17 protein-coding genes are annotated in these 16,752 nt (G+C 61.7%); 7 read left to right on the forward strand and 10 right to left on the reverse strand.

Going from position 1 to position 16,752, the window contains the following annotated elements; genetic code table 11:
- Positions 1-36: 36 nt before the first annotated feature.
- From alr to dadA, 3 genes are all read right to left on the reverse strand, one after another.
- Positions 37-1,110 (reverse strand): alanine racemase, encoded by a 1,074-nt coding sequence (alr, locus tag CI807_RS05545; RefSeq protein WP_095013987.1) that lies wholly within the window; start codon positions 1,108-1,110, stop codon positions 37-39.
- Between the two features lie 79 nt (positions 1,111-1,189).
- Complete coding sequence (locus CI807_RS05550) at positions 1,190-1,543, reverse strand: RidA family protein (protein ID WP_038843532.1); 354 nt, start codon at positions 1,541-1,543, stop codon at positions 1,190-1,192.
- On the reverse strand, positions 1,515-2,816 hold the full coding sequence (gene dadA, locus CI807_RS05555) for a D-amino acid dehydrogenase (protein WP_016975912.1): 1,302 nt from the start codon (positions 2,814-2,816) through the stop codon (positions 1,515-1,517). Before dadA ends, CI807_RS05550 begins: the two co-directional genes overlap by 29 nt.
- 156 nt (positions 2,817-2,972) lie before the next feature.
- Here dadA and CI807_RS05560 point away from each other — a divergent pair, with 156 nt between their 5' ends.
- Positions 2,973-3,461 (forward strand): Lrp/AsnC ligand binding domain-containing protein, encoded by a 489-nt coding sequence (locus CI807_RS05560; protein WP_003176896.1) that lies wholly within the window; start codon positions 2,973-2,975, stop codon positions 3,459-3,461.
- Between the two features lie 8 nt (positions 3,462-3,469).
- On the opposite strand, the gene CI807_RS05565 is transcribed toward CI807_RS05560, so the two are convergent.
- On the reverse strand, positions 3,470-3,823 hold the full coding sequence (locus CI807_RS05565) for a YkgJ family cysteine cluster protein (RefSeq protein WP_016975913.1): 354 nt from the start codon (positions 3,821-3,823) through the stop codon (positions 3,470-3,472).
- Between the two features lie 115 nt (positions 3,824-3,938).
- Here CI807_RS05565 and CI807_RS05570 point away from each other — a divergent pair, with 115 nt between their 5' ends.
- Positions 3,939-5,231 carry an FAD-binding oxidoreductase gene (locus tag CI807_RS05570; protein WP_095013988.1) on the forward strand — a complete coding sequence of 431 codons (1,293 nt, stop codon included), beginning with the start codon at positions 3,939-3,941 and terminating at the stop codon, positions 5,229-5,231.
- Between the two features lies 1 nt (position 5,232).
- Here CI807_RS05570 and CI807_RS05575 read toward each other — a convergent pair whose 3' ends face one another.
- The gene (locus tag CI807_RS05575; protein WP_016975915.1) at positions 5,233-5,457 is read right to left on the reverse strand and encodes a DUF1127 domain-containing protein; all 225 of its coding nucleotides are present in this window, start codon (positions 5,455-5,457) and stop codon (positions 5,233-5,235) included.
- A 167-nt stretch (positions 5,458-5,624) separates the two neighbouring features.
- On the opposite strand from CI807_RS05575, the gene CI807_RS05580 reads away from it, so the two are divergent.
- Positions 5,625-7,049: a PLP-dependent aminotransferase family protein gene (locus CI807_RS05580; RefSeq protein WP_095013989.1), complete on the forward strand. Its 1,425-nt coding sequence runs from the start codon at positions 5,625-5,627 to the stop codon at positions 7,047-7,049.
- 62 nt (positions 7,050-7,111) lie between these two features.
- Positions 7,112-8,680 carry a phospholipase D family protein gene (locus CI807_RS05585; protein WP_095013990.1) on the forward strand — a complete coding sequence of 523 codons (1,569 nt, stop codon included), beginning with the start codon at positions 7,112-7,114 and terminating at the stop codon, positions 8,678-8,680.
- Between the two features lie 90 nt (positions 8,681-8,770).
- On the opposite strand, the gene CI807_RS05595 is transcribed toward CI807_RS05585, so the two are convergent.
- Together CI807_RS05595 and CI807_RS05600 are read right to left on the reverse strand one after the other, a co-directional pair.
- Entirely contained in the window at positions 8,771-9,913 is a 1,143-nt protein-coding gene (locus tag CI807_RS05595; protein WP_095013992.1) for an MFS transporter, read from the reverse strand.
- Positions 9,914-10,073: 160 nt separating this feature from the next.
- The gene (locus CI807_RS05600; protein WP_095013993.1) at positions 10,074-11,567 is read right to left on the reverse strand and encodes an aldehyde dehydrogenase; all 1,494 of its coding nucleotides are present in this window, start codon (positions 11,565-11,567) and stop codon (positions 10,074-10,076) included.
- Positions 11,568-11,796: 229 nt separating this feature from the next.
- On the opposite strand from CI807_RS05600, the gene CI807_RS05605 reads away from it, so the two are divergent.
- A complete protein-coding gene (locus CI807_RS05605; protein ID WP_095013994.1) occupies positions 11,797-12,159 on the forward strand; it encodes a cupin domain-containing protein in 363 nt (120 codons plus the stop codon).
- A gap of 71 nt (positions 12,160-12,230) precedes the next feature.
- Here the strand turns inward: CI807_RS05605 and rpmG are convergent, their stop codons facing one another.
- Together rpmG and rpmB are read right to left on the reverse strand one after the other, a co-directional pair.
- The gene (rpmG, locus tag CI807_RS05610) at positions 12,231-12,386 is read right to left on the reverse strand and encodes a 50S ribosomal protein L33 (RefSeq protein ID WP_003176906.1); all 156 of its coding nucleotides are present in this window, start codon (positions 12,384-12,386) and stop codon (positions 12,231-12,233) included.
- An 11-nt stretch (positions 12,387-12,397) separates the two neighbouring features.
- Entirely contained in the window at positions 12,398-12,631 is a 234-nt protein-coding gene (gene rpmB, locus CI807_RS05615; protein ID WP_010207494.1) for a 50S ribosomal protein L28, read from the reverse strand.
- A 458-nt stretch (positions 12,632-13,089) separates the two neighbouring features.
- Here rpmB and CI807_RS05620 point away from each other — a divergent pair, with 458 nt between their 5' ends.
- The gene (locus CI807_RS05620; protein ID WP_095013995.1) at positions 13,090-14,682 is read left to right on the forward strand and encodes an ABC transporter substrate-binding protein; all 1,593 of its coding nucleotides are present in this window, start codon (positions 13,090-13,092) and stop codon (positions 14,680-14,682) included.
- Between the two features lie 27 nt (positions 14,683-14,709).
- On the opposite strand, the gene radC is transcribed toward CI807_RS05620, so the two are convergent.
- On the reverse strand, positions 14,710-15,384 hold the full coding sequence (gene radC, locus CI807_RS05625) for a DNA repair protein RadC (protein ID WP_095013996.1): 675 nt from the start codon (positions 15,382-15,384) through the stop codon (positions 14,710-14,712).
- 157 nt (positions 15,385-15,541) lie between these two features.
- Between radC and coaBC the strand changes: the two genes are divergently transcribed.
- Entirely contained in the window at positions 15,542-16,750 is a 1,209-nt protein-coding gene (gene coaBC / locus CI807_RS05630) for a bifunctional phosphopantothenoylcysteine decarboxylase/phosphopantothenate--cysteine ligase CoaBC (RefSeq protein ID WP_016970585.1), read from the forward strand.
- Positions 16,751-16,752 lie beyond the last annotated feature (2 nt).

Here is a 16,752-nt window from a genome sequence, read left to right on the forward strand (position 1 = left end):
GCCTAAATCCCGGGCGGTTGTGTTCGTACCGGACGATCAAGCGCCGGAATAGAGCCTTGGCACGCGGCGCAGGTTGCAGAACAGTTGGTAGGGAATGGTCTCGGCGGCCACCGCGACATCACTGGCAAGGATGTTTTTACCCCACAGTTCCACGGTGGAACCGAGCCCGGCCTGCGGCACGTCCGTCAGGTCGATGCACAGCATGTCCATCGACACACGCCCCAACAGTTGGCTGCGCTGCCCCGCCACCAACACCGGCGTGCCGGTCGGCGCGTGACGCGGGTAGCCATCGGCATAACCCATGGCAACCACGCCGACGCGCATCGGCTTGGGCGTGATGAATTTGGCGCCGTAACCCACCGGCTCACCAGCCGGCAGTTCACGCACGCAGATCACCTTGGATTCCAGGGTCATTACGGGCTGCAAACGGGCCGCCACGGCCTGGTCTTCGCCAAACGGCGTGGCACCGTAAAGCATGATGCCGGGGCGCACCCAGTCGCTGGACACATTTGGCCAGCCCATCACCGATGGCGAATTGCGCAGGCTGACCTCAGCCGACAAGCCCTGGCGCGCCGCCTCGAACACCGCTAACTGTTCATCGCTGCGCACACAGTCGAGTTCATCGGCGCGCGCGAAGTGGCTCATCAACACGATCTTGGCGACTTTGCCACTGGCCAGCAGGCGTTGGTACGCCTCGTGATAATCCTTCGGATGCAGGCCAACGCGGTGCATGCCGGAATCGAGTTTGAGCCAGATAGTCAGCGGCTTGCTCAGCTTGGCCTGTTCGATCGCATCCAACTGCCACAGCGAATGCACCACGCACCAGAAGTCATGCTCGATGATCAGCGGCAGCTCGTCGGCTTCAAAAAAACCTTCCAGCAACAGCACCGGCGCACGAATTCCGGCGGCACGCAGCTCCAGGGCTTCCTCGATACACGCCACGGCAAACCCATCTGCTTCGCCTTCCAGCGCCTGGGCCACGCGCACGGCGCCATGTCCGTAGGCATCGGCCTTGATCACGGCAAGGGCCTTGGCCCCCGTGACTTCACGGGCCAATTGGTAGTTGTGGCGCAGGGCTTGGAGGTCGATCAAGGCACGGGCAGGACGCATGGCGGCAGGCTTCTAGGCGGCAGAGTGAAGAAAAACCGGCACCGACCAACAGCATCGGCACCGGGAGAGGGATCGTTGTTTAAGGCAGGGCCGCCACGACGGACAGCTCTACCAGGATTTCCGGTTCGCACAGCTTGGCTTCAACCGTGGCGCGGGCAGGTGCAACACCCTTGGGCAGCCACTTGTCCCACACTGAATTCATGCCAGCGAAATCCGCGTCGATGTCTTTCAGGTAGATCGTCACCGACAGCAGCTTGCTCTTGTCAGTGCCGGCCAGGTCGAGCAAACGCTCGATATTGGCCAGGGTTTCACGGGTCTGCTGTTCAATCCCAGCGTTCATGTCGTCGCCGACTTGCCCGGCCAGATACACGGTACCGCTGTGGACAACGATCTGGCTCATGCGCTCATTGGTGAGCTGGCGCTGGATTGACATGTTGTGCGGACTCCTGGTGGTTGCCATAACGGGAAATATCGAGGCCTTCGGCGCTGATCTGCGGGGTTTTCTTCGCCATCAGGTCGGCGAGCAAGCGGCCGGAGCCACAGGCCATGGTCCAACCGAGGGTGCCGTGGCCGGTATTCAGGAACAGGTTCTTGAACGGCGTGGCACCGACAATCGGCGTGCCGTCGGGGGTGGTCGGGCGCAAGCCGGTCCAGAAACTGGCTTCGGTCAAATCGCCGCCCTGAGGATAAAGGTCGTTGACGATCATCTCCAGGGTTTCGCGCCGACGTGGATTCAGCGATAGGTCAAAACCAGCGATTTCAGCCATGCCACCGACACGGATGCGGTTGTCGAAACGGGTGATCGCGACCTTGTAGGTCTCGTCGAGAATGGTCGAAGTCGGCGCCATCGCTGGGTTGGTGATTGGCACGGTCAACGAGTAACCCTTGAGCGGGTACACCGGCGCCTTGATCCCCAGCGGCTTGAGCAATTTCGGCGAGTAACTCCCAAGGGCCAGCACGTAGCGATCGGCGGTTTCCAGCTTGCCATCGATCCACACGCCGTTGATGCGGTCACCGGCGTAGTCGAGGCGCTGGATGTCTTGTTCGAAGCGGAACTCCACGCCCAGTTGCTTGCACATGTCGACCAGGCGGGTGGTGAACATCTGACAGTCGCCAGTCTGGTCGTTCGGCAGGCGCAGGGCACCGGCGAGGATATCGGTGACGCTGGCCAGGGCCGGCTCAACGCGGGCGATGCCGGCGCGGTCGAGCACTTCAAACGGCACGCCGGACTCCTTCAGCACGGCGATGTCCTTGGCCGCGCCATCCAGTTGTGCCTGGGTACGGAACAGTTGGGTCGTGCCGAGGCTACGGCCTTCGTAGGCAATGCCGGTTTCTGCGCGCAGTTCGTCGAGGCAGTCGCGGCTGTACTCGGACAGGCGCACCATGCGCTCCTTGTTCACCGCATAACGGTTGGCGGTGCAGTTGCGCAGCATCTGCGCCATCCACAGGTATTGGTCGATATCGGCGGTGGCCTTGATCGCCAGCGGCGCGTGGCGCTGCAACAGCCATTTGATGGCCTTGAGCGGCACGCCCGGCGCAGCCCATGGCGACGCATAACCTGGGGACACCTGGCCGGCGTTGGCGAAACTGGTTTCCATGGCAGCGGCGGGCTGACGGTCGACGACCACCACTTCAAAGCCGGCCCGCGCCAAATAGTAGGCACTGGTCACACCAATGACGCCGCTACCCAAGACCAGAACGCGCATTTTTATATCCTCATCGCGGGCATGGCCGCTGACGTGTGTTATTCGAGCAATGATGAGCGCAGTTTAAAAAACAATTGCCAGTGCATTTCACTATATAACTGCCTATATTTGGCGACAATTCTCGGCAAAAACCCTTTTCACAGAGGCGTATCCCCTATGCGAACCAACACCCAGACCAAGCGGGAGCTGGACAAGATCGACCGCAACATCCTGCGCATCCTGCAAACCGACGGGCGTATTTCGTTCACGGAGTTGGGGGAAAAGGTTGGGTTGTCGACTACGCCCTGCACCGAGCGCGTGCGCCGGCTGGAGCGTGAAGGGATCATCATGGGCTACAACGCGCGGCTCAACCCGCAGCATTTGAAGGGCAGTTTGCTGGTATTTGTCGAGATCAGCCTGGATTACAAGTCTGGCGACACCTTTGAGGAGTTCCGCCGCGCGGTGCTGAAACTGCCCCATGTGCTGGAGTGTCACTTGGTCTCAGGCGACTTCGATTACCTGGTAAAGGCACGGATTTCCGAGATGGCGTCGTACCGCAAACTGCTGGGGGATATCCTGCTCAAGCTGCCTCATGTAAGGGAGTCCAAGAGCTATATCGTGATGGAAGAGGTGAAGGAAAGCCTTAACCTGCCGATCCCGGACTGAAGAGCGGGCTAAACCAAAACCTGCCGTGTGCTCGCCATGTACTCATGGATCTGTTTCTCCACCCGCGGATGAATCAGCTCTACCGGGCGCCGCCCATTCGGGCACGGCAAGGTCTTGGTGGTGCCGAACAGCCGGCAGATCAACGGCCGCTCGTCGTAGACCGTGCAGCCGTTGGGCCCCAGGTGCACGCAGTTCAGTTCATCCATGGCCGCATCCTGCTCGGCGGCGGTCTTGCGCGGCAGACGCGACATTTCCTCGGGCGAGGTGGTCACCGGCCCACAGCAGTCGTGGCAACCGGGGACGCACTCGAACGAAGGAATCTGACGACGCAGCGCGCTGATTTTCTGACTGTTGCAACTCATCGAAACACATACCGAACGGCGAATAGGCGTGGATTCTGCCGCAAAGCGCCCTGCGCAGACAGCTTCATCCGACCGCTGTATCCTGCGTCAAATTTTCCAAACAGGGAGGCTCCCCATGACTGCCAGCGCCCGGCACACCACTTCCTATTACGCCGCCAGCAGCGTGCCGCAACCCGATTACCCGGTGCTGACAGGCGAAGTGACAGCCGATGTGTGCGTGGTGGGCGGCGGTTTTTCCGGGCTGAACACGGCGTTGGAGCTGGCCGAGCGGGGGTTCAGCGTGGTGCTGCTGGAGGCACGCAAGATCGCCTGGGGCGCCAGCGGACGTAACGGCGGTCAGTTGATCCGTGGCGTCGGCCATGGCCTGGATCAGTTCACCAATGTGATCGGCACCGATGGCGTGCGCCAGATGAAGCTGATGGGGCTGGAAGCCGTGGAGATCGTGCGTGAGCGCGTCGAACGCTTCCAGATCCCCTGCGACCTGACCTGGGGTTACTGCGACCTCGCCAACAAGCCGCGCGACCTGCAAGGCCTGGCCGAAGATGCCGAAGAGCTGCGTGGCCTGGGTTACCGCCACGAAGTACGCCTGCTGCAAGCTAACCAGATGAGCAGCGTAATCGGTTCGGAGCGCTACGTGGGCGGCATGATCGATATGGGTTCCGGTCACCTGCACCCGCTGAACCTGGCCCTTGGCGAAGCCGCCGCCGCGCAGCAACTGGGCGTGAAGCTGTTCGAGCAGTCTGAAGTCACCCGTATCGACTACGGCCCCGAAGTCAACGTGCACACCGCCCAGGGCAACGTGCGCGCCAAGACCCTGGTGCTGGCGTGCAATGCTTACCTCAATGGCCTCAACCCACACCTGAGCGGCAAAGTGTTGCCCGCCGGCAGCTACATCATCGCCACCGAGCCGTTGAGCGAAGTGCAGGCCGCCCACCTGCTGCCGCAAAACATGGCGGTGTGCGACCAACGCGTCACCGTGGATTACTTCCGGCTGTCCGCCGACCGTCGCCTGCTGTTCGGCGGCGCCTGTCACTACTCCGGGCGCGATCCGAAGGACATCGGCGCCTACATGCGTCCGAAAATGCTCCAGGTTTTCCCGCAATTGGCTGACGTTAAAATCGATTATCAATGGGGCGGCATGATCGGCATCGGCGCCAACCGCTTGCCGCAGATTGGCCGCCTGGCCGACCAACCCAACGTGTATTACGCCCAGGCCTACGCCGGCCATGGCCTCAACGCCACCCACCTGGCGGGCAAGTTGCTGGCCGAAGCTATCAGTGGCCAGCAACAGGGGCGCTTCGACCTGTTCGCCCAGGTGCCGCACATCACCTTCCCCGGCGGCAAGCACCTGCGCTCGCCGCTGTTGGCCCTGGGGATGCTGTGGCATCGCCTCAAAGAGCTGGTGTGATTCAGTCGCGCCAGAAGGGTTTCAGACCTTCCTGGCGCGCCTGTTCGGCGGTCAACCCGACATCGCGCAGTTGTTCGCGGGTCAGATGCAGCAATGCCTTGCGCGTGTGACGACGGTGCCAGAACAGACCCCAGCGGCTGATATCGCGCGGCGCCGTCGCCCGCTCTTGCCCTGCCTGCAGTTCCTGACCGTGTAGCGCCAGCCGCACATCGCTCATGCCGTTCATTTTTCTGCCCCTCATTTGCCTTGTTGCCTTGAGTGACAAGGATGGGCGCAAGGCGAAAACCATTACAGATCCAACCCGACCTTATTAAATCCATACAGATACTGCCTATGGGCGGCTGAATCCTGTATTTTCGGGCTATCTGTAATGGTTTCTCGGGAGCGACCGCCATGACCCTGTACATGAACCTCGCCGAATTACTGGGCACCCGTATCGAACAGGGCTTCTATCGCCCTGGAGACAGGCTGCCTTCTGTACGGGCTTTAAGCGTGGAACACGGGGTCAGCCTGAGCACCGTGCAACAGGCCTATCGCTTGCTGGAAGACAACGGCCTGGCAATGCCGAAGCCGAAATCCGGCTACTTCGTGCCAGTCGGTCGCGAGTTGCCAGCCCTGCCCGAAGTTGGCCGTCCGGCACAGCGGCCTGTGGAGATATCCCAGTGGGACCAGGTACTGGAGCTGGTTCGCGCAGTCCCGCGCAAAGATGTCATACAGATGGGGCGCGGCATGCCGGACGTATTGTCGCCGACCATGAAGCCGCTGCTGCGTAGCCTTGCTCGCGTAAGCCGCCGCCAGGATCTGCCGGGCCTGTATTACGACAACATCCTCGGCTGTATGGAGTTGCGCGAGCAGGTCGCGCGACTGTCACTGGATTCCGGCTGCCAACTGACGGCCGAGGACATCGTGATCACCACCGGTTGCCATGAGGCGCTGTCCGCCAGCATCCATGCGATCTGCGAGCCTGGCGACATCGTCGCGGTGGACTCGCCGAGCTTCCACGGCGCCATGCAGACCCTCAAGGGCCTGGGCATGAAAGCCCTGGAAATCCCCACCGACCCGATCACCGGCATCAGCCTCGAAGCCCTGGAATTGGCGCTGGAACAGTGGCCGATCAAGGCCATCCAGCTGACCCCCAACTGCAACAATCCCCTCGGCTACATCATGCCCGAGGCACGTAAAAAAGCACTGCTGACCCTGGCCCAGCGCTTTGACGTGGCGATCATCGAGGACGATGTGTATGGCGAGCTGGCCTACAGTTACCCACGCCCGCGCACCATCAAGTCCTTCGATGAGGATGGCCGTGTCTTGTTGTGCAGCTCGTTTTCGAAAACCCTGGCGCCGGGTTTGCGCATCGGCTGGGTCGCGCCGGGTCGCTATCTGGAACGGGTGCTGCACATGAAATACATCAGCACCGGCTGCACCGCGACACAACCGCAGATCGCCATTGCCGAATTCCTCAAAGGTGGCCACTTCGAACCGCATTTGCGGCGGATGCGCACCCAATACCAGCGCAATCGTGACTTGATGATCGACTGGGTCAGCCGTTATTTCCCAGCAGGCACCCGCGCCAGTCGCCCCCAAGGCAGTTTCATGCTCTGGGTCGAACTGCCGGAAGGCTTCGATACGCTGAAACTCAACCGAATCCTGATTGAACAAGGCGTACAGGTGGCCGTCGGCAGCATCTTTTCGGCGTCGGGCAAGTACCGGAACTGCCTGCGCATGAACTACGGTGCCAAGCCCACGCCGCAGATTGAAGAAGCCGTGCGCAAGGTGGGTGCTGCCGCCATCAAGATGCTGGCCGAGGCCGCCGACTGACCTTTCGCGGGAATTTGCCGTCATATGCCGACAACCGCCCTGATCTGGAAGCAACTCCCTTGATGACTCAACGGCTATTACCGTTTTTCCTGTTGGGAGCCCTGGCTCTGGGCGGCTGCGCGACGGTGAGTACTCCGCGCATCCCCAGCGACGCCCTGCCCGCCGCGCAATCGTCGTTCGGCCGCTCGATCCAGGCCCAGGCCGCGCCCTATCAAGGCCGCTCCGGCTTTCGCCTGCTGCCCAACAGCAGCGAGGCGTTCATGGCCCGCGCCGAGCTGATCCGCAACGCCCAGACCAGCCTCGACCTGCAGTACTACATCGTGCACGACGGCATCAGCACGCGCATGCTGGTGGACGAACTGCTCAAGGCCGCCGACCGCGGCGTGCGCGTGCGCATCCTGCTGGACGACACCACCAGCGACGGCCTCGACCAGATCATCGCCACCCTTGCCGCCCATCCCAAGATCGAGATCCGTCTGTTCAACCCGTTACACCTAGGGCGCAGCACAGGCGTTACGCGGGCCATGGGCCGGCTGTTCAACCTCTCGCTGCAACACCGGCGCATGCACAACAAGTTGTGGCTGGCGGACAACAGCGTGGCCATCGTCGGCGGGCGCAACCTGGGGGATGAGTATTTCGACGCGGAACCCAACCTGAACTTCACCGACATCGACATGCTCAGCGTGGGCCCGGTGGCCGAACAGCTGGGTCACAGTTTCGACCAGTACTGGAACAGCGCGCTGAGCAAGCCGATTGATGACTTCGTCTCCAATACGCCCTCCAAAGGCGACTTGGCCGCTGCGCGCGTGCGCCTGGAAGCGTCCCTGGCCGAATCACGCCAGCAGAACCACGCGCTGTACAACCGCTTGCGCACCTACCAAACCCAGCCGCGTATGGACACCTGGCGCCGTGAGCTGATCTGGGCCTGGAACCAGGCGCTGTGGGACGCGCCGAGCAAGGTGCTGGCCAAGGCCGACCCGGATCCCCGCCTGTTGCTCACTACCCAACTGGCGCCGGAGCTGGAAGGCGTCAATCACGAGCTGATGATGATTTCGGCTTATTTCGTGCCAGGGCAACCGGGGCTGGTGTACCTGACCGGGCGTGCCGATGCGGGCGTGGCGGTGAGCCTGCTGACCAATTCCCTGGAAGCCACCGACGTGCCTGCCGTGCACGGCGGTTATGCACCCTATCGCAAGGCGCTGCTGGAGCATGGCGTGAAGCTCTATGAGCTGCGCCGCCAACCGGGCGATCCCAGTGGCGGCAGCGGCCCACATTTGTTTCGCCGGGGCACCTTCCGCGGTTCGGATTCGAGCCTGCACAGCAAGGCGATGATCTTTGATCGGGAGAAGTCGTTTATCGGCTCATTCAACTTCGACCCGCGCTCGGTGCTGTGGAACACCGAAGTCGGGGTGCTGGTCGATAGCCCAGAGCTGGCAGAGCACGTGCGCAACCTGGCACTGCAAGGCATGGCGCCGCCCTTGAGCTATGAGGCGAAACTGCAGGATGGCCAAGTGGTGTGGGTGACCGAAGATAATGGCCAACTGCACACCCTGACCCACGAACCGGGCAGTTGGTGGCGACGCTTCAATGCCTGGTTTGCCACCAGCGTCGGCCTGGAGCGCATGTTGTAGGAGCGAGCTCGCTCGCGAAAAACGTTAACGATAACGCCTGCCGTCTGGTTTACCGCGGCGTCCTTGAGTTCTTCGCGAGCAAGCTCGCTCCTACACCGGCTGCGCCGCTCCAAATGCACCCTGGCGCAGCAACAACAGCACAAGCCCCAGCGCCCCGGCCGCCATCAGCAACGGCAATGCATGCCCACTGATCCACTGGCTGCCGGCTCCCGCCACCAGTGGGCCGATCAGGCAACCGATCCCCCACAACTGCGCCACATGCGCATTGGCACGCACCAGCGCATCGTCGCGGTAGCGCTCGCCGATCAGGATCAACGACAGGGTAAACAAGCCTCCAGCACTCGCGCCGAACAACACCCAGATCGGCCAGATCAACAGTGTGTGCATCAACAGCGGAACCGCCAGGCTCGACACCAGCAACAACACCGCACAGCTCAGGAACAGCGTACGTCGCGGCAGGTAGTCGGCCAGCGCACCGATGGGCAACTGCAGCAGTGCATCGCCGACCACCACCGTGCTGACCATGGCCAGGGCGATCTCGGCGGTAAAGCCTTGTTGCAGGCAATACACCGGCAACAACGTCAGAATCATCGCCTCGAAGGCGGCGAATAACGCCACCGCCCAGGCAATCGCCGGCAGGCTCAGGCAGAAGCGCCACAGGTCGGCGAAGGTCACGCTGAAGGACTCGGCGGTCGGCGCGCCGGATCGCCCCAGCAACAGGAATGGCGCCACCACCAACAAGCCCACGCCGACCCAGAAACCGTAGTCATGATCGGTGCCGATCAAGCCCAGCAGCAACGGGCCTGACAGTTGGCTCAAGGCATAACTGCAGCCATACAGCGCCACCAGCCGGCCGCGCCACTGCTCCACCACCAACTGGTTGATCCAGCTTTCGCCGAGGATAAACACGATGGTCAGAATCACCCCGATCATCAGGCGCAGCACCAGCCAGACCGGGTAACTGGGCAGGATCGCCAGCAAGCCGATGGACACCGCGCCCGCCCACAGGCACAGGCGCATGAGGTTGGCGGTGCCCAGCCATGAGGCCATGCGGCTGGAGACCTTCGCGCCGAGCAGTACGCCAAAGGCCGGCATGGCTGCCATCACGCCGATGGCGAAACTGCCGTAGCCCCAGCTTTCGAGGCGCAGGGACACCAGCGGCATGCTGACGCCCAGGGCCAGGCCGACGCTGAGTACCGAGGCCAGGACGGCGAAATAAGTCGCCCAACGCATGTCCACGCTCCTGTGGATAATTTTCAGGGAGTGCAAAACGAACTGTAGGAGCGAGCTTGCTCGCGAAAAACGTTAACGATGACGCGCCTATCCTGGATAAACGCGGCGCCTTCTAGTTCTTCGCGAGCACGCTCGCTCCTACAGGGATCAGCGATGTTGCTTAGAGCTTGATCCAGGTCGCCTTCAGCTCGGTGTACTTGTCGAATGCGTGCAGCGACTTGTCGCGACCGTTGCCCGATTGCTTGAAGCCACCAAACGGCGCGGTCATGTCGCCGCCATCGTACTGGTTGACCCACACACTACCGGCGCGCAGGGCTTTGGCGGTGAGGTGTGCCTTGGAGATATCCGCCGTCCACACCGCTGCGGCCAGGCCGTAGATGGTGTCGTTGGCAATGGCGACCGCTTCTTCGGCGCTGTCGAAGGTGATCACCGACAGGACCGGACCAAAGATCTCTTCTTTGGCGATCTTCATGGCGTTGGTCACGCCATCAAAAATCGTCGGCTCCACATAAGTGCCGCCGGTTTCTTCCAGCGTGCGCTTGCCACCGGCGACCAACTTGGCGCCATCGGCATGGCCGGCTTCGATGTAGGACAGCACGGTGTTCATCTGCTGGGTGTCCACCAGTGCGCCGACGTTGGTGGCTGGGTCCAGTGGGTTGCCAGGCTTCCAGCCCTTGAGGGCTTCGATCACCAGCGGCAGGAATGTGTCCTTGATGGAGCGTTCGACCAGCAGGCGCGAACCGGCGGTGCAGACTTCGCCCTGGTTGAAGGCGATGGCGCCGGCGGCGGATTCGGCGGCGGCTTGCAGGTCGGGCGCATCGGCAAACACAATGTTTGGGCTCTTGCCACCGGCTTCCAGCCACACGCGCTTCATGTTCGATTCGCCGGAGCGGATCAACAGTTGCTTGGCGATCTTGGTCGAACCGGTGAACACCAGGGTGTCGACGTCCATGTGCAGCGCCAGCGCGTTGCCGACCGTGTGGCCATAACCTGGCAGCACGTTGAACACACCTTTTGGAATACCGGCTTCAACGGCCAGGGCCGCGATGCGAATGGCAGTCAGCGGGGATTTTTCGGACGGCTTGAGGATCACCGAGTTACCGGTGGACAGCGCCGGGCCAAGCTTCCAGCAGGCCATCATCAGCGGGAAGTTCCACGGCACGATCGCGCCGACCACACCAACGGGCTCACGAGTCACCAGACCCAGTTGGTCGTGCGGAGTGGCGGCAACTTCGTCGTAGATCTTGTCGATGGCCTCGCCGCTCCAGCTCAGGGCATTCGCCGCGCCGGGTACGTCAATGTTCAGGGAGTCGCTGATCGGCTTGCCCATGTCCAGGGTTTCGAGCAGCGCCAGCTCTTCGGCATTGGCCTTGAGCAATGCTGCGAAACGCAGCATGGCGGATTTGCGTTTGGCCGGCGCCAGGCGCGACCACACACCGGAATTGAAGGTGGCGCGGGCGTTTTCGACGGCGCGCTGGGCGTCGGCCACGTCACAGCTGGCAACGGTGGCCAGCAGGCGGCCGTCGACCGGGCTGATGCATTCGAAGGTGTCACCGGAAACGGCGGCGGTGTACTCGCCATTGATGTAGGCGCGGCCTTCGATCTTCAGATCCTTGGCGCGTTGTTCCCAGTCGGCACGGGTCAGGGTGGTCATGCGAGTGTCCTCCTCTTATTGAATACAAGGGCCAGGGGATGTCCCACGGCAGCCTCAAAGAATTCTTGCCCGCCAGCCAATGGTTCGGCGCAAGGCAGCTGCCACCCTAAACCAGCGGCTGGGGATGTTTCAATATATTTGACATAACGCCGGTAAACGCCCTTGCGATGTTCATTTTAATAAACATAGACTTTGGGCTCTCCAACCGCAGGCCAGACGGGACACGCACATGAGCATCCAGGACATCGTCGACTTCAGCCAAGCCAAGACCGCCGCCGAGCGCTACCGCCCTGCCGCCGAAAAAATCCTCAAGGGTGATCCCCAGCAAACGATCTACAACCACTACAACAGCCCCTGCGGACAGATGAGCGCAGGTGTGTGGGAAGGTGAAGTCGGCCACTGGAAGGTCAACTACACCGAGCATGAATACTGCGAAATTGTGCAGGGCGTTTCAGTACTGCGTGATGCCGATGGCAACGCCAAGACCCTGCGCGCCGGCGACCGCTTCGTGATCCCGGCCGGGTTCAGCGGCACCTGGGAAGTGCTGGAGCCGTGCCGCAAGATCTACGTGGTGTTCGAACAGAAAGCCTGACTGGCAAATCGCAGGCAAAAAAAAGCCCGGATCGTGAGATACGGGCTTTTTTTCACAAGGAGGAAAATCAATTACTTGATTTTGCCTTCTTTGTAGATCACGTGCTTGCGAACGCGCGGGTCGAACATTTTCTTTTCGAGCTTGTCCGGGGTAGTACGCTTGTTCTTGTCGGTAGTGTAGAAGTGACCAGTACCGGCGCTAGAGATCATTCGAATCAATTCACGCATGATATAGCTCCTTAGATTGTGCCAGCGCGGCGCAATTCAGCCAGCACGACAGTGATGCCACGCTTGTCGATGATGCGCATGCCTTTAGCAGATACGCGCAGACGGACGAAACGTTTCTCTTCTTCAACCCAGAAGCGGTGATGCTGCAGGTTCGGCAGGAAACGACGACGGGTTTTGTTATTTGCGTGGGAAATGTTATTCCCAGTCACCGGACCCTTACCGGTAACTTGACAGACTCTCGACATGCCTCAGCCCTCTAAAACCACATGCCCAACCCGGCATGGGTTGGCCGCTTAATCTCTCAGTCATTTGGCGCCAGGCGCCGCGTTTCTTTAGGGTCTTACCGGCTACACCTACAAGCGAAGGAACCGGGCCCCTAGAAAAGAGCGCTGCTTTATACCAGAAAGACCCAGGTGCAACAACAGCCCGAGTGTTTTTACTGGCGTAAATCTTGGCGGCAGACGCCTGAACCGTTGCCAGGAGGGGCCGCTGTCACAGCCGACCGCTCGTCGCACAGAATGATTTACAGCGCCCGCGCGCACGATGCAGTGCTCGGCAAAACGCGCTGAGGTGCCATCAAAACAGCATTTGGGGCAAAAGCACAGGCAAAAATGGGCTAGTCATTTACCAATCAGACCACTACGGTAGGACTTTTCCAGACTGCACTCGCAGATGGGCCTTCGATCTGCAAAGGAAACCGAACATGCGCCTCGCTGCCCTACCGCTATTGCTCGCCCCTCTCTTTATCGCGCCGCTGGCCTCTGCCGCCAGTAACTTGAGCGTCTGCACCGAGGCCAGCCCCGAAGGGTTCGATGTGGTGCAATACAACTCGCTGACCACCACCAACGCCTCGGCCGATGTGCTGATGAACCGCCTGGTGGACTACGACGCGGCCAGCGGGAAACTGGTGCCTAGCCTGGCGGACAGCTGGGAGGTCTCACCAGATGGCCTGACCTATACCTTCAAGCTGCACCCGAATGTGAAATTCCACCGCACCGAATACTTCACCCCCAGCCGCACCCTGACCGCCGAAGACGTGCGCTTCAGCTTCGAGCGCATGCTTGACCCGGCCAACCCCTGGCACAAGATCGCCCAGAGTGGCTTCCCCCATGCGCAATCGTTGCAACTGCCAACGCTGGTCAAGAAAATCGACGCCCTCGACCCGCTGACCGTGCGCTTCACCCTGGATCACGCCGACTCCACCTTCATCGCCGCCCTGAGCATGGGTTTTGCCTCGATCTACCCGGCGGAATACGCCGACAAATTGCTCAAGGCGGGCACGCCGGAGAAGCTCAACAGCCAGCCGATCGGCACTGGGCCGTTCATCTTCAGCCGGTTCCAGAAAGATGCCGTGGTGCGCTACAAGGCCAACCCGGATTACTTTGCCGGCAAACCGTCTGTGGATAACTTGATCTTCGCCATCACTCCCGACGCCAACGTGCGCCTGCAGAAATTGCATCGCGACGAGTGCCAGATTGCCCTGTCACCCAAGCCACTGGATGTGGGCGAAGCCGAAAAAGACCCGGCGCTGAAAGTGGAGAAAACGGCGGCCTTCATGACCGCCTTCGTGGCTATCAACAGCCAGCACCCACCCTTGGACAAGCCGGAAGTGCGCCAGGCGATCAACCTGGCGTTCGACAAGAACAGCTACCTCAAGGCCGTATTTGAAGGCACCGCCGAAGCCGCCAACGGCCCCTACCCGCCTAACACCTGGAGCTACGCCAAGGAACTGCCGGGTTATCCACAGGACCTCGCCAAGGCCAAGGCACTGCTGGACCGCGCCGGGCTCAAGGACGGTTTCAAGACCACTATCTGGACCCGTCCCACCGGCAGCCTGCTGAACCCTAATCCGAACCTTGGCGCACAGCTGTTACAGGCTGACCTGGCCAAGGTCGGCATCCAGGCCGAGATCCGCGTGATCGAATGGGGCGAGCTGATCCGCCGCGCCAAGGCCGGCGAGCACGACCTGCTGTTCATGGGCTGGGCCGGCGACAACGGCGACCCGGATAACTTCCTGACCCCGCAGTTCTCCTGCGCAGCGGTGAAATCCGGCACCAACTTCGCGCGCTACTGCGACCCCGCATTGGACAAGCTGATCAGTGCCGGCAAAACCACCAGCGAGCAAGGCGTGCGCAGCAAGCTCTACCAGCAGGCTCAGGCGCAGATCCAGCAACAGGCGCTGTGGTTGCCGCTCGCGCACCCCACCGCGTTTGCCCTGGCCCGCAAGAGTGTCGAGGGCTACCAAGTGAGCCCGTTCGGGCGCCAGGATTTCTCGAAGGTCAGCGTCAAGCCCTGAGCACCGGCCCGCCCCGATGGGGCGGGCTTACATCCACCCATACTCCGCCATCGACAACGGGTCGCCATCCCCCACGATGATGTGATCCAGCACCCGCACATCCACCACTTCCAAGGCTTTTTGCAGCAGCTTGGTCAATTTTCGATCAGCCGCACTCGGTTCAAGGCTGCCCGAAGGATGGTTGTGGCACAGGATCAGTGCCGCCGCGTTGTACGCGAGGGCGCGCTTGACCACTTGCCGGGGGTAGACCATCGCCGCATCGATGGTGCCCTGGGACAACGCCTCGAAACCCAGCACCCGGTGCTTTGAATCGAGAAACAGACACCCGAAGGTCTCATGAGGCTCATGGCGCAACAACGCCTTGAGATAATCACGCACGGCCACCGGGCTTTCCAGCACCGAGTCTTTGCGCAGGCGCTCGGCCATGTGGCGACGGGCCATTTCCAGCACCGCCTGCAACTGGGCGAACTTCGCCGGCCCCAACCCCAATTGCTGGCTGAACAGCGCCTGGCTGGCCTCCAGCAACGGGCGCAAACCACCAAATTGCGCCAACAGGTGGCGCGCCAGGTCCACCGCGCTGCGACCGGATACCCCGGTACGCAGGAATATCGCGAGCAGTTCGGCATCCGACAGGCTCGCCGCGCCCCCCTCCAAAAGCTTTTCCCGGGGCCGCTCTGCCACCGGCCAATCGCGAATACTCATTCCACCTCCCTCTCCATACGCGCCGTGGCATGTGCGCCGCTGTTGCCCAGCGGACGCTGTGTTATCGTAGGCCCTCTTTTTTGCATGTGATTTCCCCTGGGGAGGGGGCATCGCAGGCGTCACTGAACTGGCATCACTGAACTGGAAAGGCAAACCAATGCAGCGTCTGTATCGGAAACGCATCGTTCTCGGCGTTGGCGGCGGCATTGCCGCCTACAAGAGCGCAGAACTGGTTCGCAGGCTCCTGGACCAAGGCGCCGAAGTGCGCGTGGTCATGACCCGCGGTGGCAGTGAGTTCATCACCCCACTGACCATGCAGGCGCTCTCCGGCCACCCGGTTCACCTGGACCTGTTGGACCCTGCAGCCGAAGCCGCCATGGGCCATATCGAGCTGGCCAAATGGGCCGACCTGGTGCTGATCGCCCCGGCCACCGCCGACCTGATCGCCCGCCTGGCCCAAGGCATTGCCGATGACCTGCTGACCACCCTGGTACTGGCCACCGACGCCACCGTCGCCATCGCTCCGGCCATGAACCAGGCCATGTGGCGCGACCCGGCGACCCAGGCCAACACCCAGCTCCTGCAAAGCCGTGGCCTCAAGGTGTTCGGCCCGGCGTCTGGCAGCCAGGCCTGCGGCGACGTCGGCATGGGGCGCATGCTTGAAGCCACCGACCTGGCGCTGTGCGCCGCCGAGTGTTTCCAGCACCTGGCCCTGACCGGCAAGCACGTGCTGATCACCGCTGGCCCGACCCAGGAAAACATCGACCCGGTGCGCTACATCACCAACCATAGCTCAGGAAAAATGGGCTTTGCCTTGGCTGAAGCGGCGGTCGAGGCAGGCGCACGTGTCACCCTGATCACCGGCCCGGTGCATTTGCCGACCCCGGATCGGGTCACGCGAATCGACGTAGTCAGCGCCCGCGATATGCTGGCGGCCTGTGAGGCGGCCATTCCGTGCGACCTGTTCATCGCCTCGGCAGCGGTTGCGGACTACCGCCCGGAAGTGGTCGCCCCGCAAAAACTCAAGAAAGACCCTACAAGCGGCGACGGCCTGCTCCTGCAAATGGTGCGCAACCCAGACATCCTGGCCACCATCGCCACGCGCCCGGACCGTCCGTTCAGCGTCGGCTTCGCCGCCGAGACCGAGCATTTGCTGGACTACGCCGCACGCAAATTGAAAGACAAAAACCTCGACCTGATCGTTGCCAACGATGTCGCCAACCCGAGCATCGGCTTCAACAGCGAGGAAAACGCCTGCAGCGTGATCGACCGCGACTTGCACGCCACCCTTTTCGCCCAGACCAGCAAGGGCAAGATTGCCCGCCAACTGATCTCTTTTATCGCCCAACGGCTGAACCAGGTTTAATT

It is taken from the genome of Pseudomonas sp. NS1(2017) (assembly GCF_002269425.1).
GTDB classification, from domain to species: domain Bacteria; phylum Pseudomonadota; class Gammaproteobacteria; order Pseudomonadales; family Pseudomonadaceae; genus Aquipseudomonas; species Aquipseudomonas reactans.